This window comes from Paraburkholderia ferrariae NBRC 106233 (assembly GCF_000685035.1).
Lineage (GTDB): Bacteria > Pseudomonadota > Gammaproteobacteria > Burkholderiales > Burkholderiaceae > Paraburkholderia > Paraburkholderia ferrariae.
The window spans coordinates 61,115-76,825 of record NZ_BAYB01000025.1 but is presented as its reverse complement, the minus strand read 5'-3'; the positions used below and the strand labels follow the sequence as shown (position 1 = coordinate 76,825).

Here is a 15,711-nt window from a genome sequence, read left to right as displayed (position 1 = left end):
TCATGAGCCAAACCTACATCGCCAACGGAACGAAGCTTGTCTTCGAAGAGCTGCGCGTAGAGACCGGCACACCCGGCATCGACCTCTACGTTCGCAACAAGCGGCCAGTGTCGCTTACCACCTTCACGCCCGAACGCACCATCGTGATGGTGCACGGTGCGACCTTTTCATCAGGAAGCCTTTACGACGTGCCGTTCAATGGCGTCTCGTTCGTCGATTACCTCGCTGCCGCGGGATACGACGTCTACGCACTTGATGTGCGGGGCTACGGGCATTCGGCACGGCCTGTGGAAATGGGGCAGCCAGCCGACCAAAGTCCGCCTGTCGTCACGACCGACACGGGCGTGGCCGATCTCGGCACGGTGGTTGACCATGTCCTTCAACGACGGGGGCTGGAGAAAGTCAGCGTGTTCGGCATGTCCTGGGGTGGTACGGTGGCCGGTGCCTATACGAGTCGCAATAACGACAAGGTCCACAAACTGGTGCTGCTTGCGCCGCAGTGGCTCAGCGACAAGCCGATTCCGATCGACACCGGCGGTCCGCTCGCTGCCTACCGGCTCGTTCCGGTGCGTGAAAGCAAGGCTCGCTGGCTCGGCACCGCGCCTGAACATGGGCGAGCGACGCTGGTACCGGAAGGCTGGTTCGAGCAATGGGCGGATTTCACCTTGGCCGAAGATCCCTGGAGCAATGGACAAGCACCGGACCGGCTGCGTGCCAGCAACGGCCCCATCCAGGATATCCGCGACTATTGGCGCGTGGGACGGAAATACTACGAGCCATCCGGGATTCGAGTTCCGGTGCTGCTTGTCCATGGCGAATGGGACATTGATGTACCGATCGATCTTGCGCAGGCGCTCTTCCTGGAACTAAGAAACGCTCCCTACCGACAGTGGGCGGAGATCGGTGAAGCCACCCACCTGGTGCTGCTCGAGAAGAATCGCTTGCTTGCCTTCGAGGCGGTCAGGAACTTCTACGATCGGGCTTTTACACCCGAGACTGCGGACGTCAGAAGCCTGGAAAAGACGGACGCGTAGGCTGCTCCTGGTCTCGATTCCACCTGAGACGACCCTGCTCGCCGCGACGTCACGGTTCGGGCAGGATAGAAAGGCTCAGGAACGATCGCGGCCTCAAAAAAGCTCGCGCCGGAAAGGTGGCGGCGGCTCAGTGAGCGTGGAGCGAAAACGAGTCGAGCGCCGCGCGCGTGAGCCGGTCGAGCAGAGACATCAGCTCGCCGCAGGCTGCTACCGCCTCGGCGGGCGTGCCGGCCGCGATGCCGTCGAGAACCGCCGCATGCAGTTTCGCGGCGTCGAGGAAAGCATCGGCCTCCTCGATGGTTTGATACCAGAAGCGCCGCGACTGCGCGTGGATCGCCAGCATCGTATGCGTCAGCATTGAATTGTGCGCGGCAGTGACCTCCGCTTTATGAATCGCACGATTGACCTCGAAATATTCGGCAATGTTCTTGCGCTTCGCCGCGTCGACAATTCGCTTCGCAAGACGCTTCAACAGTAGCCGTTCGTCAGATGTCGCACGGGCGCATGCACAACGGACGATCAGCTCCTCCAATGGCCGGCGCACCTCGAGCAGCTCCAGTTGCTGGCGTACATCGACGTTGCAGATGGACGTGCCACGGCGCGGACGCATTTCGACGAACCCAAGCTGACGTAGCCGTTGCAGTGCTTCGCGCACGGGCGTGCGACCCATCTGCAATTCTTCCGCCAACTGGATTTCCGACACCATATGCCCAGGTGGCAACTCTCGCGTGACGATCATCTGCTCGATGCGGGAGAACGCGATGTCCGTGAGGAGCTGATCCTCATCGAGGCTGTCGTCTTGAACTGGAACGGCCTTTCTGGCGCCCATTTATTCGTCCGGTTGTATTCATTGAATCGGCAGCTAGTATATCAAGCGGCCTGCAAGTTAGCGTCAAGGGTGGGGCAGTGCTGAAACGTTGACGCCCATCAGCCGGTGTCAACGCCTCGGCATGAAGACATGCTTCCTCCAGGCATGAACTTCAACGTGCGCTTCGCACGGCGAACCTGCCCGCAAGACATCCGACCTCCCGCCTCACAGCGGCAGCGCATGCGTGGACAGAATCTCCTTGAGCACCATAAAACTGCGAACCTGCCGCACACCCGGCAGATACAACAGTTGCTCCGCGTGCAACCGGTTGAAGCTCTCGTTGTCGCGCGTACGCAGGAGCATGAAGTAGTCGAACTCGCCCGTCACCACGTGGCACTCCATGCAGCCCGAGACCTTCTGCGCCGCTTTCTCGAACGCGGCGAACGCTTCGGGCGTCGAGCGGTCCAGCACGAAGCCGATCACCACCAGCATCCCCGCGCCGAGCGCCTTCGGATCGAGCAGCGCCACCACGCTGCGGATCAACCCCATTTCCTTGAGCCGCTCCACGCGACGCAGGCAGGCGGGCGCGCTCAGCTTGACCTTCGCCGCGAGGCTCACGTTCGAGATTGAAGCGTCCTGCTGAAGCTGCCTGAGAATCGCACGGTCGATGCGATCCAGCGTGGGCGCGGCGGCCGCTACGCCGGGAGAATCCTTCCGTAATTTCATTGCGTATAACTCCACAAAGACAAACTAAAAGTGTTCTATAACAAAAATCTCAGTTATTAACGTAGGCCAATGGCATTTATTTCGCAAGCTCATTTCTCTGCTGCCTGCCTATCATTTTCCTGCCGGCAAGACCCCCTTCGCCCCCTCAGGAGAGACCCGATGAACCTGCAACGCTACCCCCGTTATCCGCTGACATTCGGGCCCACGCCCATCCAGCCGCTCAAGCGTTTGAGCGAGCATCTGGGCGGCAAGGTGGAGCTGTACGCCAAGCGAGAGGACTGCAACAGCGGCCTCGCGTTCGGCGGCAACAAGACGCGCAAGCTCGAATACCTCGTGCCCGAAGCGCTCGCGCAAGGCTGCGATACGCTCGTGTCGATCGGCGGTATCCAGTCGAACCAGACTCGCCAGGTGGCCGCCGTTGCCGCGCATCTCGGCATGAAATGCGTGCTCGTGCAGGAGAACTGGGTCAATTACTCGGATGCGGTCTACGATCGGGTGGGCAATATCGAGCTCTCGCGCATCATGGGCGCCGACGTGCGGCTCGTGCCGGACGGCTTCGACATCGGCATTCGTCCGAGCTGGGAAGACGCGCTCGAAAGCGTGCGCCAGGCGGGCGGCAAGCCGTATCCGATTCCCGCAGGCTGTTCGGAGCATCCGCTCGGCGGGCTCGGTTTCGTGGGCTTTGCGGAGGAGGTGCGGCAGCAGGAGGCGCAGCTCGGCTTCAAGTTCGACTATGTCGTGGTGTGTTCGGTGACGGGCAGCACGCAGGCGGGCATGGTGGTCGGCTTTGCGGCGGACGGGCGCGCGAACCGCGTGATCGGTATCGACGCTTCGGCCACGCCCGAAAAGACCCATGCGCAGATCGCGCGGATCGCACGCCATACGGCCGAGCTCGTCGATCTGGGGCGCAGCATCGACGAAAAGGACGTGGTGCTCGATACGCGCTACGGCGGTCCGGAATATGGCTTGCCCAACGAGGGCACGCTGGAGGCGATTCGCCTGTGCGCGCGGATGGAAGGCATGCTGACCGATCCGGTGTACGAAGGAAAATCGATGCACGGCATGATCGACAAGGTCCGCCGTGGAGAGTTCGAGCCGGGCTCGAAGGTGCTGTACGCGCATCTGGGCGGCGTGCCCGCGTTGAGCGCGTATAGCTTTATCTTCCGCGACGGCTGAGTTCGGGGGCGCCGGTTGCGCTCATGCCGGCGCACCGGCGCGCATCGCCGTCACGCGTCTTCTCTCAATCCGGGCTGTCCGCGAAGATTTCGATCACGAGATCGCGCAGCCACGTTGTTTTCGGATCGTGTGTGAAGCGGCGGTGCGAGTACATGTTGACGTCGAAGGGCGGGATGTCCGTGGGCGGTTCGACCACGCGAACCGCCGCGCACCCGGCGAGAATGTTCCCCACGGTTCGTGGCAACACCGCCACCAGGTCGGACTCCGCGATGACGACCGGAATGCTGAGGTAATGCGACGTTTGAAGCACGATATTGCGCTGGATGCCGTGCTCGACCAGCACGGCTTCGAACATCTCCTGGGTCCGGCTTCCCTCCTTCACGAGCGCGTGTTCGGCGGTGGCGAATTCCTCCACGCTCATGCACGGCCCCTTGATGCGGTGGCCGGTGCGGACGAGGCACACCATGTCGTGCGAGAAGAGGCGCCGCGGGATGACGCCGGACTTCTGAAGATCCGGAAAGTGGCCCAGCGCAAGATCCACCTCGCCGCTGGCGAGCGCTTCCTCCAGATGCTCGGGGGCGAGGCTCATGCTTCTCAGCGTGGCGCGGGGCGCGTGCTTGCGCAGCCGTTCCATGAGCCTCGGCAGGAAGACGATTTCGCCGATCGCGGTGAGCCCCAGCACGAATTCGTCGTCGCTCGTGGCGGGATCGAACTCGGGCGCTCTCAGGATGCCGTGGTCGATGGCATCGAGCACCTCTCTGGCCTTGTGCGTCAGCGCGTCCGAGCGAGGCGTGGGTGACATGCCGTCGGACTGGCGGATGAACAGCGGGTCGTCGAGCGAATCGCGCAGCCGCGATAGCGCCGCGCTAACCGCGGGCTGACTCATCTTCAGGCGTTTCGCGGCTGCCGTGACGCTGCCGGAATCGTGGATGGCAACCAGCACACGCAGGAGATTCAGGTCGAGCCTCATGGTTATCCGGGGTATCCATAAAGCAAATTAGGCGAATTATAGACATTTGCCGGGAAGATGCGGGCCAACGGGAGGGCGGCGGGAGATAGTCAGGAACTCTGATGGCGCTGCGTGTGCTTGCGCATCGCCGCATGGGATTGCCCCACGCGGCGTACCACAAGGGCGGTGGTCAGGCCGCCGGAATCACGTCGATACGCAGCGCCTCTGCGCCGGCCACGATGGCCAGCAGGCGATCCACGTTCGGATGCGCGCCGGGGCGATTGCGTGCATCGGCCGTGTGCTCGGCGAACACAGCCAGCCCGTGCTCGGCGGCGCGGGTGTCCAGCGTGCCGAATGCCTGCTTCAGGTAGTGATAGACCGCGAGCGATCCCTGCTTGCCCGGCTTGTTTTCGATGCTGGCGACCACGGCGCCCTGGCCGTCGATCAGGTCGATGCGTTCGATGCCGTCAATGGCCGGCAGCTGGGCGAGATTGTCCTTGAATACCTGGGTCGGCTGGATCGTCAGAGTGGAAGGCATGGTGGCTTCGAAGTCAGAAAAGCCGCGATTTTAAACCATCGGGACCTCGCCCGATTCCGGGCCCCGCGCGGCGTTCGCTGGTCATCCTCGATGAACCGTCTTTTAAGGCTCAGGTGCCTGAGTCTCGAATGCATCGTGGTACGAAACGATGTCCGATGGCAAGCCGCCTTGAAGCACGAGCGCCGCTTGATGTTCATGTGACTCGCTCCGCACGCGGCGCGTTGTGCAGGTGCAAGGCCGCGTATTGCAGCAGCATGATGGTTTTGCCGTCGACGATTCTGCCTTGCGCGATCCATTCGAGCGCCGTGCTCAAGGGCAGTTCGACCACTTCGATTTCCTCGCCTTCGGCCTCCACGCCGCCGCCGCGGCTCACGCGCATGGAAGAATCGTATTCGCCCAGATAAAAGTACAGCTTCTCCGTGACCGACCCGGGGCTCATATACGCCTCGAACACCTTGCGCACGTCGCGCACGCGGTAGCCGGTTTCCTCTTCCGCCTCCGCGCGAATGCGCGCCTCCGGCGTGGCATTGTCGAGCAAGCCGGCCGCAGTCTCGATCAGCATGCCGTCGGCCACGCCATTGACGTAGGTGGGCATGCGGAACTGCCGTGTCAGCACGACATGGGCCGTCACGGGATTCCACAGCAGGATCGTCGCGCCGTTGCCGCGATCATAGGTCTCGCGGCTCTGCCGTTGCCACGAACCATCGCCGCGACGGTAGTCGAACGTTACCTTTTTCAGCACGTACCAGTCATCCGACAGGACAGTCGTATCGACGATGCGGACGCGCTCGCTGGCTGCACTCATGGAAGCTCCCTTCGACAGATCGAGTCTTTCCATGGTAACGTGCAGTTTCGTGCAATATCAAGAAATTTCATGCAAACCCATGCTGACGAGCCAACGCAAGAAAGCCATTCTGGAAGCGCTTGAGTGCGAGGGGCAGGTGCTGGCCACCGCATTGAGCAAGCGGTTCGGCGTATCGGAGGACACGGTGCGCCGCGATCTGCGGGAACTCGCCGCGGAGGGCCGGCTTCAGCGCGTGCACGGCGGCGCGTTGCCCGCTTCGCCCGCCGTGGCGCCGTTCGCGCAGCGCCAGGACATGGAAACGGGCGCCAAGCGACGCATCGCACGGTGCGCGGCCGCGATGATTGCGCCGGGGCAGGTGGCGATCGTCGATGGGGGGACCACCTCGGCGCTGCTCGTGGCGCAGCTCGCCCCCGATCTCGAAGCCACCATCGTCACCCATAGTCCGAGCGTCGCGGTGGCGCTCGCGGAGCATCCCAGGCTGGAGGTCGTGCTGATCGGCGGCCGGCTCTACAAGCATTCGATCGTGTCGGTCGGTGCCGCCGCCGTGGAAGCGATCTCGCACATTCACGCCGACCTCTACTTCATGGGCGTGACCGGCGTGCATCCGCAGGCAGGGTTGAGCACGGGGGACTACGAAGAGGCCTACATCAAACGCGCACTGGCGGATCGCGCGGCCGAAACCGTCGTGCTCGCTTCGGCGGCCAAGCTCAATGCGGCCTCGCAATACCGGATCGGCGACCTGACCATGGCGCAGACGATCATTGTCGAAACCGCGACGCCGGAGACGCTGACCGCGCCGGTCGAAGCGGCCGGCGTGAGCGTCGTGCGCGCCTGAGGCTGGCCGCTTTAGTCGTAGTGACGATGCTTGTGGTGGCCCTTGTTGCCGCGATACCCGCCACGATGGTCCCCGCGATAGCCGCGCGAATAGTCGTCGGCATACGAGTTCGAGCGCGAAACGTTGCCACCCAGCGCGGACCCCGCGCCGCCGCCCACGGCCGCGCCGATCAGGCCGCCGGTGCGCCCGCCCATCGCGTTGCCGGCCGCCACGCCTGCGCCGCCGCCGAGCGCGCCGCCGACGATGGCGCCCGTGCGCTCGCGGCGATTGGAGGTGACGGCGCCGCCCGCGCCGCCCCCTACGGCACCGCCGATCACCGCGCCGGTGCTGCCGCCTACGGCACCGCCCAGCGCGGCGCCCGCTACGCCGCCGAGGGCGCCGCCCAGCGCGTTGTTCATGTCGCTGGCCATGGCCGGGATGGCCGTTAGCGCGGCGAACGAGACAGCCGCGACCCGTTGGACGAGCTTCTTCGACATGGAAAATCCTTTCGTTTTTGAGATAGAGGCGAGTATAGCCTTCCATCCGAAAGGTTTTTGTAACCACGAGGCGGGTTGCCCCGTAAGAGGTGTAACAAATTGATGGGGAAATGAAAGCTTTGGTGCGAGGTGGCGCCTACCCGCCCAGCGCCACGATGGCGGCGGTCAACGCGCAGCCCAGCGCGACCATGGCCACGCCCTCGCGCCGGCCGCTCGTGCCGGCAAAGCGCCCTAGCGCGTACCCGCCCGCGAAGAGCATGAGCAGCGTGAGCACGCGCGAAACGACGAGTGCCACCGACAAGTTGTCGAACAGAACGAAGGGCAGCGCCACGGGAAAGGTCGAAAGCACGACGATCGCGAAGATCCCCAGCGCGCCGGCGAAGTCCGCCGCGCCGAGCCGGGAGTGGCGCGGCAGCGTCTCCATGGCGGCGATGCGCGCGCGGATCAGTTCGAGCTCCTGAAGGGCGACGAGTCCGCGCAGCGAAGAAGGCAGCGCGTCGTGCAGCGCCTCGACGGCTGCGGTGGCATTGGTTTCGCGCTTGATGCGCAACGCAAGCGAGAGACGCTTGCCGCGATTGATGATCGTGCGCACGAGGAACATCACGGCGTCGGCCAGCCCCCAGGCGAGATTGCAGCCGAGCGCCGAATAGAGCAGCTTGCGGCCCGTGCCGGGGCCCGCACTCACCACGGAAACGGCGCCGACGAACGTGAGCGCCATGAACAGCCCGAAGCAGAGTTCGGAAACGCGATCCACGGTATCGAGCACCGGCTCGCGCTGCTCGGTGTGGTCGAGTCCGGATGCGGCCGTTGCGTTCTGCATGAGGCGTCCTTTATCGGGTGTTTTATGGGAAGGCGGCGCGCGGGCGGACTGGGGGCATGCGACGTGCACGCGATGCGCAGCGGCCGGTTTCGATTGTAGTGCTGCGAACGCGCCGCGTTTCTCGTGGGGCACGCTTCTTTTAGCACAGCGCGGTGCAGGGCGGAAAGGTGCGCCGTTGCCGCGCATCGCAGGACTGAAATGTGTTTAATATGGGCTTCGCGTCGGCGCCGTGAGACCGACCGCGCAATGGCTGAGGCCGACGGAGAAGCGAAATGATGCATATGCTGCTCGGCAATATCGAACCCGGCACGACCGGCGACGAGATTCGCGATCTGATCATGAAATACGGTTTTCCTGCGTTCGACGACATCGCCTTTCTGGAGGGCGACGGTTCGCAGCCCGCGGTTTCGCTGACTTTCAATTCGATCGACGGCGCGGCGCTATCGAGCCTGCAGTCGCGGCTTCATCATCTTTACTGGAAGAATCGCCGGCTGACGGCCGTGGTTGGGCGGGAGCGGTTCGTTTAAAGCGCGTTGACGTTTCCTGGTTTACTGGCGTCCTTTTTTCATTCGTACTCCTGTTCAATTACCAGGCTGCATGAACGGCAGCCGGTCGGCTTTTCTGAGCGCGGGAAAGAGCGCCATCCACAGGGCCGCGACGGCGAGCGTGCCCGCACCGCCTATCGCCACGGCCGCCACCGTGCCGAACAACGCGGCGGCGACGCCGGACTCGAATGCACCCAGTTCGCTCGACGCGCCGATAAACAGCATGTTGACGGCGGCGACGCGTCCGCGCACGGCCTCGGGCGTCGCGAGCTGAACGAGCGTGGTGCGGATGTTTACGCTGACCATGTCACTTGCGCCGAGCAGCGCGAGGGCCGCGAGATGCTCGATTCGTGCAGCTTCGCATGCCGGTAATGCGACGGTGCCTGCGATTGCCGCGAGCAGCGCGATACCGCATGCGGCGTAGGCGAAGGATGCGTCCAACGCGCAGGCCGCGCCACCCAGCGCCGGTCCTGCAATCACCGCGATTTGCCAGATCGCAGACGAACGGGCAATCGCACGAGGTAGCACCGCCGTTTCCACAAGACCGGGCAGCAACGCCTGGCCGGCAGGTTCGGTGACGGCACGCGCAGTCCCGCTTGCGAACAGCAGCGCATAGAACAAACCGGGGCCGGGTGTTGGTCTCGCTCGTCGATGCCTGGCTTTCGCGCCGGCGCCAGGCGTCGTGCAACGGATCGATCGGGCGGGCGCGCATTGGTATGCGAAAGCACATGGCAACGCCCAGGCATAACGCGCCAATAACACAAAACGCCCCGGGTTTTTACGACATTTTTGCTTGTGGCCCCTTAGGGCCAACCCTAGACTTTCGTACATGGGATGGACTGGAGTGGCCATGTCGAAACAGCACGTACCGTTGGGGAATGGAGAAAAGATCACCTGCATGCAGCCGGGCATTGGACGCCTCGTGCTGCGTCGGTTCGATCCGCAGCACGATTCCTGGGAACATCTCACGAAACTGCTGCACCGCGCGTTTGCGAAGCTTGCTGCGCTCGGGCTCCACTGCTCGTGCGTCGATCAGGCGGCGAGCGTAACCCGGCAGCGCGCGCTGGCCGGCGACTGCTTCGTGGCCGTGTGCAACGGCCGGATCGTGGGCACCATGACGGTCGAAGCGCGCGACAGCGAATCCCCTTGCGAACACTACCGGCAGCGTCACGTCGCTTCGGTGCACCAGTTCGGCATCGATCCTTCGTGGCAGCACCGCGGTATTGGCCGCGCGCTGCTTGCCTTCGCGGGACACTGGGCCGCCGCGCGCGGCTTCACGCAGCTCGCGCTCGATACGCCTTTTCCCGCCGCGCATCTGATCGAGTACTACCGTGCACAGGGCTTCAGCCTGGTCGATGTCGTGCGCTTCGCGGGGCGCGGCTACGACAGCGCGATTCTCTGCAAGGCCGCCGCCGCCGTGCAGCCGTTCCCGGCCTGGAAGCAGCCCATTGCGCTGCCGCGCGGCGCTTGTGCGCACCTGCCCGCATGAACGACGACACACGCAGGCCCGCTCCACCGGGACCGGACGACGACGAAGCGCGCATCCGCGCCGCCATGCGCGGGCGGGCGTTCCTCAAGATCGTGCTGGTCACGATCGTGTTCAGCCAGGTGCTGTCCACGCTATTCGGCGCGGCGGCGCAGGCTCTCGATCCCGATGTATCGGCCATGCCCTCGCTCGTGTTCAGTTGCGTGACCTGCGCGCTCGTGAGCTTCTGGCTGCAGGCCGATGCGCGCAATGCGTGGCGGCATGCCCGCGAGCACGGCCATATCCGCAAGGGCGCGCAAGGCCCGCTGCCGGGCATCGAGATCGCGCGGGAATGCCCGCGGCGCTGGCTCGTTGTCCTGCATGCCGAACTGAATCCCGGGCTCAAGGCGTGAGGCTCGCACCTGGCGCTTGCGGTGTCGCGCGCGTTTACGGAATTTTTGCGACCCTCTCCAGGTTCTTTGCAGCATTTTGCGCGGCCGCCCAGTATCGTGACATCAGGTAAGCCGGACGCGAGTCCATCACAAAGCAGCGGGCCACGGCCCAGCGAGGTTCCAGGTGTTAAAACTGTTGATTCCCATACTCGACCGCAACGGGGCATTGGAAGCCGCGCGACACGGCGCGTTTCTCTTCGCGGAACGCTGCGTTTCCGAAGTCGAGATCGTGGAGGTGCTCGACGAGGTGGGACACGATCGGAGCACCGCCTTCCGCACGCTGGCCGAACTGCGGATCTCCGAAAAGCAGGCCATGCGCGATGCGCTGCTGCGCACGCGCGCGATACTCGACGACGCAGGGGTGCCCTACACCTGGAAGCGCGTGTTCGGCCAGCCCGAGCGCATCATCGCCGCCTGCGCGGAGCGCAGCCACGCCGACATCGTCGTGATCGACGCAAGCCGCCTCGGCTTCTTTCGCAAGTGGGGCGTGCTGGCCCGGCTGCGCCGCCTGACGCATACGCCCGTCACGCTGTTGCAGTGAGGCAGGCACTGCGAGGCGATGCGTTCAGGATGATGCGCCATGCACGGTCCTGAAATCGGCATCGCGTCCGCTCACATCCGATTCATCGCGCCTGGCGTGCGTTGCGGCATGGGCGCCGCGCTGGCATAGCGCACGAACTCCGCCGCCGGCATCGCTTTCGCGTAGCGCCAGCCCTGGCCGAACTGCACGCCGTGGTTGCGCAGCCATTCGGCCTGCGCGTCGGTTTCCACGCCTTCCGCAACCATCGCGAGTCCCAGGCTTTGCGCCATCGCGATGATGTGCGGCACGATCACGTTGACTTCCGCGCCCGTGGTGAGCGCGTGGATGAACGCCTTGTCGATCTTGATGCCGTCCACCGGCAATTCCTGCAGATACGCGAGGTTCGAATAGCCGGTGCCGAAGTCGTCGATCAGGACGCGATGGCCTTGCGCGCGATAGCGGTCGAGCACGCGCGCGAAACGGCGCGCGTCGATGAAGGCGCGCTCGATCGCTTCGAACCAGATCTGGCTGCCATGCACATGGTACTTGTCGAGGCACGCCTGCAAGGTTTCCATCATGCGCGAGGTCTCGAGATCGTCGGGCGTGAGGTTGATCGAGATGTGAAAGTCGCGGCGCGCGGCAAGCAGTTCGCCCACGCCCTCGAACACCGACCGGATCACGAGGTCGGTGATCGGCTGGATCAGGCCGATCTGCTCGGCCATGGGGATGAAGGAGTCCGGCGCGATGATGCTGCCGTCGCCGAGCTGCCAGCGCACCAGCGCCTCGGCGCCGACGCAGCGGCCGCTTTCCAGCTCCACGACAGGCTGGAACCAGGCGACGAACTGGCGCCGCCGGATGCCTTCCAGCAGGGCGCTGCGCGGCGTGCGCTGGCGCCGCCGCCAGGCGACGGCGAGCCACGCGATGAGCGTGCTCGCGATCAGCGCCGGCAGGATCAGCGTTTTCATCTGCCGCAGCCAGCTGGGCCGGATGCGGTCCTCGGGCTCGTAGGCGACGATGGCGATGGGGTAGCGGCTCGAGCGCTCCACGACGTAGTAGCGGCCGTCCGCATAGGTCGAGGTCAGGTTGTCGCGCACCGCCGTGCGGATGACTTCCGGCTCGGCATTGGCCCACCGCGCAATGACGAGCGTGTTGTGCGTTTCCAGCAGGCCGATTTCGATTGTGTCGTCGAGCGGGACGATGTCGAGATAGAAGCGCGGATCGACCACGACGATGTGGTTGCCGTAGCGGATGTTGAGCATCTGCTGCTCGCTGCCGGGCTTGCCGGCCCGGCTGCGCCAGGCCGTATAGCCGCCCGGCAGTGCCAGTTCGGGCGGCGGTAGCGCGCCCGTGCCGGCCTCGGGCAGCGTGGAGCAGCCGTGGCTCTCGCCGTCGTTCCAGGCGGCCCCGCGCACGTAGCGGTGTCCGGCTTCCGCCTGGCGCAGCAGGCGCAGGTGTTCGGGCGTGCAGGGCGGTCCGTCGTACTGCGAGAGCGCGCGCAGGGCGGCTTCTGCGTCGTCGGTCACGAGTTCGGCGCGCTGCAGCGCGCGCCGCGAGTATTCGTCCACCTGGCCGCGCTGATGGCGTTCGGTCACGGCGTCGAACGCATAGGTGGCGATCGCCAGCGTCGCCAGAATGGCGAACGCGACGAGCAAGAACGTTGCCAACGCTGTCAGTCTGCGGACCATGTCGGGCGGGCGGTTCTCCTGGCTTCGACGAACGGGACGGGCTGGGGTGCTGTCGGTGGATCGAAATACTGTGCGCAGATTCCGGTTTTGCATCCGATGTTAGCGGCTTTCGCACCAGGCGGGATGGGGCGCGTGCAGCGTGGACGCCGGGCCGGCGCTCCCCACCCCGTCTGTCCGCCCTCAGACCTCGCGGGAGGGCGCCCCGGTGTGCAACTGTGCGCTCGGCGCTCCATCTGCGGACACCACGCGGTTGCGGCCGTTTTCCTTGGCGGCGTACAACCGCCGGTCGGCCACGGCAAGCAGGGCTTCGTAGTCGGCCGGGCAATCCTCGGGGCTTGCCGCCACGCCGATCGAGATCGAGAACGGGATCGTCTCGGGCCGTGCCGCGTTGGGCTCGCCGCCGTTTTGGGCCACATGCGCTTCGACGGCCGTGCGCAGGCGCTCGGCGACGGCCGTTGCGGTCGCGCGGTCCGTGTCGGGCAGCAGCGCCGCGAATTCTTCGCCGCCCAGGCGCGCAGGGGTATCGACGCTGCGCAGGTTCGCACGCATGAGCCCGGCCAGTATTTCGAGCACCCGGTCCCCGGCGGCATGCCCCCAGCGGTCGTTCACGCGCTTGAAGAAGTCGATGTCGATCATCAGTAGTGCGACGGATGCCGGGTTGCCGGGCGCGCGGGCGGCACGATCGAGCGTCTGGGCGAAGGCTTCGCCGAAGTGGCGGCGGTTCGCGAGACCCGTGAGCGGGTCGCTGCGGGCGAGCGCTGCGAGCTGTTCGCTCGCATCCAGATAGCGCCCGAAAATGTGCGTCACGACGCGCAGCGTGCCGAACAGCAGCACCGGCAGCGCGAGCCACGCGACGATCAGCGGGCTGCTGAATACATTTTGCGCGGCGGCAAGCGTGAGTTCCACGTCGTCGGTCGCGCTCAGCAGCTCCCATTGCGAGTCGCCGATGCGCTGATAGAGCAGGTAATGGCCCTTGCGTTCGACGAGGCCCTTGCCCCGCTCCACCCACCCGCCGGCCGAGGCGCGCGCGACCTGCATCAGGTCTTCGGTAAAGGCCGCCGGCGGCGTTTTTGTCATGTTGCCGTCGTGGAAATAGACCACGTGACCGTTATTGTTGAGGAGTGCGAAGTCGGCGCCGCTATCGTCTTCGGCCTGGAGGCCCGAGGAGAGCTGCAGTGTGAGCAGCCGCGAGGGCGTGACGTCCATCACCACCACGCCGCGAAAGCGGCCGCCGGCGTAGACCGGGGCGCTCAACGTCGCGATGGACTCGCCTTGCTGGAACTCGGTGTAGACCGGCGTCCAGATGGGCCCGTGCTCCGGATTGCGGTCGGGCAGCTGGTCACGGTAGTACGGCATCCGGGCGAAGCGGCGCAGCATCGCTTCGACGTTGCTCGCGGCGCGCTCCGGGGAGATCACATAGAGCCCGTTCGAGGAGATGAACGCGACCGTCTTTTGCGCGGCATCCGCGTCCTGGCTGATCGCGAGGAGCGGCCCGATCTGCCGGGCGAGCGCCAGGTCGGCGGGCAGGGTGTCGTCGTCGCGGCGAAAGCCGGCCAGTCCCGCAAGGCCGGCGGCATTCGTGCCGTACACGGGCGGACCGTCCATGGCGCCGTCTTCCTGCCAGACCGGCTGGGACGTATCGACGCTCGTGGCGGGCCTGGGCGCCGCGGGGCGGCCTTTGCCGTTGTGCGGCGGTGCCGGCGTATCGGCCGAGGCAAGCATGTGCTGCGCATACTCGCGCAGGAATTCGAGGCGGCGCCGTTCGGAGGAGATCACGGCATTCACGCCCACGGCCCGCACTTCCAGATCGCGCTGGCGGCTTTCCAGGTCGTGGCGGGTGATGAGGTAGAGCTGGCGGATGCCCACGACCAGCACGAGCGCCATGGCGCAGCCGAAGCAGAGCGTCACGATGAGGCGCGGCCACCGCATGACGATGGTGGAGAGCGCGCTGTGCCGCGTAGGGCCCGTCGTTCGATCCATGGTCTCCTCGAACCGCCGTTGCGGTGCGCGAAGTCCGGCGGCGCCCGCCCGAAGGCCGGCGCCGCGGCTCGCGAGGTGCGAGGCAGGACCGGTCCCGATGATGCGCAAAGGATAGCATTGCAGACGGCGCGCGGGCGGCCAGCACGCAACCGGGCTCAGGCGTGCGATTCAAGGCGATGAAAGGCGAGTCAAGGCAATGCAAGGCGATTCAAGGCATCAACCGCGCCAGGCCGAATGCCGGATCACGCTGCAGAAGTTGCCTGAGTGGAAGTGCGGATCCTTGTCGGCGAGAACGTCGGCCTTCACGTTACCGAAGGTGGTGGCCGGCTTGTGACGGATGCCGTTGTAGAACGCCTGGATGATGTCTTCCTTGAAGTGCTCGGTGCGCGGATGCGCATGCACCACCGCTTCGCGTTCGGCGTCGCTGTACTGGCGATAGGTGAGGCCGAGCACATCCATTTCGACGCCCGCCGTCACGAGCGCGATCACCGGGTGCATATGCTCAGGAATGCCAGGCGTGGTGTGCAGGGCGATGGACGTCCATACGAGATCGATGTCCTGCTGCGAGATGCCGCGGCTTTGCAGAAAGTCGCGTGCGGCATTGGCGCCGTCCACCTCGAAGCGCTCGTTCTTGCTGCTGTGGTCGTGCATCAGGCCCATGTCGTGAAACATGGCGCCCGCATAGAGCAGTTCGCGGTCGAACTGCAGGTTGCGATGCTTGCCCGCCAGCGCGCCGAAGTAGTACACGCGGCTCGAATGATGGAACAGCAGGGGCGTTTCGGTATCGCGCACGAATTCGGTGATTTCGCGTGCGAGCTGGCTGTCGGGAATGGCGACGTCGTTCAGCTTGAAGTTCATGGCAGGCTCCCTGAGGAAAAAAGATGACTTCATTGTGGT

The 15,711-nt window shown here is 65.1% G+C and carries 18 protein-coding genes; 7 read left to right on the top strand and 11 right to left on the bottom strand.

Annotation, left to right across the window (positions count from 1 at the left end; genetic code table 11):
* Window positions 1-2: 2 nt before the first annotated feature.
* Window positions 3-1,034: an alpha/beta hydrolase gene (locus tag BFE01S_RS40060; protein WP_042338447.1), complete on the top strand. Its 1,032-nt coding sequence runs from the start codon at window positions 3-5 to the stop codon at window positions 1,032-1,034.
* Window positions 1,035-1,161: 127 nt separating this feature from the next.
* Here BFE01S_RS40060 and BFE01S_RS40055 read toward each other — a convergent pair whose 3' ends face one another.
* The gene (locus BFE01S_RS40055) at window positions 1,162-1,863 is read right to left on the bottom strand and encodes a GntR family transcriptional regulator (RefSeq protein WP_028227859.1); all 702 of its coding nucleotides are present in this window, start codon (window positions 1,861-1,863) and stop codon (window positions 1,162-1,164) included.
* A 204-nt stretch (window positions 1,864-2,067) separates the two neighbouring features.
* Window positions 2,068-2,568: an Lrp/AsnC family transcriptional regulator gene (locus BFE01S_RS24980; protein WP_028227858.1), complete on the bottom strand. Its 501-nt coding sequence runs from the start codon at window positions 2,566-2,568 to the stop codon at window positions 2,068-2,070.
* 159 nt (window positions 2,569-2,727) lie between these two features.
* On the opposite strand from BFE01S_RS24980, the gene BFE01S_RS24975 reads away from it, so the two are divergent.
* Entirely contained in the window at window positions 2,728-3,744 is a 1,017-nt protein-coding gene (locus BFE01S_RS24975) for a 1-aminocyclopropane-1-carboxylate deaminase (protein WP_028227857.1), read from the top strand.
* A 64-nt stretch (window positions 3,745-3,808) separates the two neighbouring features.
* Here the strand turns inward: BFE01S_RS24975 and BFE01S_RS24970 are convergent, their stop codons facing one another.
* The 3 genes from BFE01S_RS24970 to BFE01S_RS40050 form a co-directional block, all read right to left on the bottom strand.
* Complete coding sequence (locus BFE01S_RS24970) at window positions 3,809-4,714, bottom strand: LysR family transcriptional regulator (protein ID WP_028227856.1); 906 nt, start codon at window positions 4,712-4,714, stop codon at window positions 3,809-3,811.
* 169 nt (window positions 4,715-4,883) lie between these two features.
* The gene (locus tag BFE01S_RS24965; RefSeq protein ID WP_028227855.1) at window positions 4,884-5,231 is read right to left on the bottom strand and encodes a DUF2322 family protein; all 348 of its coding nucleotides are present in this window, start codon (window positions 5,229-5,231) and stop codon (window positions 4,884-4,886) included.
* Between the two features lie 193 nt (window positions 5,232-5,424).
* Window positions 5,425-6,036, bottom strand: coding sequence for an NUDIX domain-containing protein (locus BFE01S_RS40050; RefSeq protein WP_042338481.1), 612 nt, complete (start codon window positions 6,034-6,036; stop codon window positions 5,425-5,427).
* A 79-nt stretch (window positions 6,037-6,115) separates the two neighbouring features.
* On the opposite strand from BFE01S_RS40050, the gene BFE01S_RS24955 reads away from it, so the two are divergent.
* Window positions 6,116-6,871, top strand: a complete 756-nt coding sequence (locus BFE01S_RS24955) for a DeoR/GlpR family DNA-binding transcription regulator (protein ID WP_028227854.1) — start codon at window positions 6,116-6,118, stop codon at window positions 6,869-6,871.
* An 11-nt stretch (window positions 6,872-6,882) separates the two neighbouring features.
* Here the strand turns inward: BFE01S_RS24955 and BFE01S_RS24950 are convergent, their stop codons facing one another.
* A complete protein-coding gene (locus BFE01S_RS24950) occupies window positions 6,883-7,347 on the bottom strand; it encodes a hypothetical protein (RefSeq protein ID WP_028227853.1) in 465 nt (154 codons plus the stop codon).
* A 136-nt stretch (window positions 7,348-7,483) separates the two neighbouring features.
* Window positions 7,484-8,167, bottom strand: a complete 684-nt coding sequence (locus BFE01S_RS24945; RefSeq protein WP_028227852.1) for a membrane protein — start codon at window positions 8,165-8,167, stop codon at window positions 7,484-7,486.
* A gap of 272 nt (window positions 8,168-8,439) precedes the next feature.
* On the opposite strand from BFE01S_RS24945, the gene BFE01S_RS24940 reads away from it, so the two are divergent.
* Window positions 8,440-8,694 carry a hypothetical protein gene (locus tag BFE01S_RS24940; protein ID WP_028227851.1) on the top strand — a complete coding sequence of 85 codons (255 nt, stop codon included), beginning with the start codon at window positions 8,440-8,442 and terminating at the stop codon, window positions 8,692-8,694.
* Window positions 8,695-8,748: 54 nt separating this feature from the next.
* On the opposite strand, the gene BFE01S_RS24935 is transcribed toward BFE01S_RS24940, so the two are convergent.
* Window positions 8,749-9,564, bottom strand: coding sequence for an MFS transporter (locus BFE01S_RS24935; RefSeq protein WP_169742662.1), 816 nt, complete (start codon window positions 9,562-9,564; stop codon window positions 8,749-8,751).
* Here BFE01S_RS24935 and BFE01S_RS24930 point away from each other — a divergent pair.
* The 3 genes from BFE01S_RS24930 to BFE01S_RS24920 all read left to right on the top strand — a co-directional run bounded on the left by BFE01S_RS24930 (window position 9,563) and on the right by BFE01S_RS24920 (window position 11,170).
* A complete protein-coding gene (locus tag BFE01S_RS24930; protein ID WP_028227849.1) occupies window positions 9,563-10,201 on the top strand; it encodes a GNAT family N-acetyltransferase in 639 nt (212 codons plus the stop codon). The two genes, BFE01S_RS24935 and BFE01S_RS24930, sit on opposite strands and share 2 nt — an antisense overlap.
* Window positions 10,198-10,590 (top strand): hypothetical protein, encoded by a 393-nt coding sequence (locus BFE01S_RS24925; protein WP_042338442.1) that lies wholly within the window; start codon window positions 10,198-10,200, stop codon window positions 10,588-10,590. Before BFE01S_RS24930 ends, BFE01S_RS24925 begins: the two co-directional genes overlap by 4 nt.
* Before the next feature lie 163 nt (window positions 10,591-10,753).
* Complete coding sequence (locus BFE01S_RS24920; RefSeq protein ID WP_028227847.1) at window positions 10,754-11,170, top strand: universal stress protein; 417 nt, start codon at window positions 10,754-10,756, stop codon at window positions 11,168-11,170.
* 71 nt (window positions 11,171-11,241) lie between these two features.
* Here the strand turns inward: BFE01S_RS24920 and BFE01S_RS24915 are convergent, their stop codons facing one another.
* The 3 genes from BFE01S_RS24915 to BFE01S_RS24905 all read right to left on the bottom strand — a co-directional run bounded on the left by BFE01S_RS24915 (window position 11,242) and on the right by BFE01S_RS24905 (window position 15,672).
* Complete coding sequence (locus BFE01S_RS24915) at window positions 11,242-12,834, bottom strand: EAL domain-containing protein (protein WP_028227846.1); 1,593 nt, start codon at window positions 12,832-12,834, stop codon at window positions 11,242-11,244.
* Between the two features lie 180 nt (window positions 12,835-13,014).
* The gene (locus BFE01S_RS40045; RefSeq protein ID WP_042338479.1) at window positions 13,015-14,814 is read right to left on the bottom strand and encodes a diguanylate cyclase; all 1,800 of its coding nucleotides are present in this window, start codon (window positions 14,812-14,814) and stop codon (window positions 13,015-13,017) included.
* Window positions 14,815-15,030: 216 nt separating this feature from the next.
* Window positions 15,031-15,672 (bottom strand): HD domain-containing protein, encoded by a 642-nt coding sequence (locus BFE01S_RS24905; protein WP_028227845.1) that lies wholly within the window; start codon window positions 15,670-15,672, stop codon window positions 15,031-15,033.
* Between the last annotated feature and the right edge of the window lie 39 nt (window positions 15,673-15,711).

Excerpts from the sequence above, each read along its gene's own strand:
- BFE01S_RS40050 (WP_042338481.1), bottom strand. The coding sequence starts at position 6,036 with ATGAGTGCAGCCAGCGAGCGCGTCCGCATCGTCGATACGACTGTCCTG.
- BFE01S_RS24945 (WP_028227852.1), bottom strand. The coding sequence starts at position 8,167 with ATGCAGAACGCAACGGCCGCATCCGGACTCGACCACACCGAGCAGCGC.
- BFE01S_RS24935 (WP_169742662.1), bottom strand. The coding sequence starts at position 9,564 with ATGGCCACTCCAGTCCATCCCATGTACGAAAGTCTAGGGTTGGCCCTA.
- BFE01S_RS24925 (WP_042338442.1), top strand. The coding sequence starts at position 10,198 with ATGAACGACGACACACGCAGGCCCGCTCCACCGGGACCGGACGACGAC.
- BFE01S_RS24955 (WP_028227854.1), top strand. The coding sequence starts at position 6,116 with ATGCTGACGAGCCAACGCAAGAAAGCCATTCTGGAAGCGCTTGAGTGC.
- BFE01S_RS24940 (WP_028227851.1), top strand. The coding sequence starts at position 8,440 with ATGATGCATATGCTGCTCGGCAATATCGAACCCGGCACGACCGGCGAC.
- BFE01S_RS40045 (WP_042338479.1), bottom strand. The coding sequence starts at position 14,814 with ATGGATCGAACGACGGGCCCTACGCGGCACAGCGCGCTCTCCACCATC.
- BFE01S_RS24905 (WP_028227845.1), bottom strand. The coding sequence starts at position 15,672 with ATGAACTTCAAGCTGAACGACGTCGCCATTCCCGACAGCCAGCTCGCA.
- BFE01S_RS24970 (WP_028227856.1), bottom strand. The coding sequence starts at position 4,714 with ATGAGGCTCGACCTGAATCTCCTGCGTGTGCTGGTTGCCATCCACGAT.
- BFE01S_RS24980 (WP_028227858.1), bottom strand. The coding sequence starts at position 2,568 with ATGAAATTACGGAAGGATTCTCCCGGCGTAGCGGCCGCCGCGCCCACG.
- BFE01S_RS24950 (WP_028227853.1), bottom strand. The coding sequence starts at position 7,347 with ATGTCGAAGAAGCTCGTCCAACGGGTCGCGGCTGTCTCGTTCGCCGCG.
- BFE01S_RS24975 (WP_028227857.1), top strand. The coding sequence starts at position 2,728 with ATGAACCTGCAACGCTACCCCCGTTATCCGCTGACATTCGGGCCCACG.
- BFE01S_RS24915 (WP_028227846.1), bottom strand. The coding sequence starts at position 12,834 with ATGGTCCGCAGACTGACAGCGTTGGCAACGTTCTTGCTCGTCGCGTTC.
- BFE01S_RS40060 (WP_042338447.1), top strand. The coding sequence starts at position 3 with ATGAGCCAAACCTACATCGCCAACGGAACGAAGCTTGTCTTCGAAGAG.
- BFE01S_RS24965 (WP_028227855.1), bottom strand. The coding sequence starts at position 5,231 with ATGCCTTCCACTCTGACGATCCAGCCGACCCAGGTATTCAAGGACAAT.
- BFE01S_RS40055 (WP_028227859.1), bottom strand. The coding sequence starts at position 1,863 with ATGGGCGCCAGAAAGGCCGTTCCAGTTCAAGACGACAGCCTCGATGAG.
- BFE01S_RS24930 (WP_028227849.1), top strand. The coding sequence starts at position 9,563 with ATGTCGAAACAGCACGTACCGTTGGGGAATGGAGAAAAGATCACCTGC.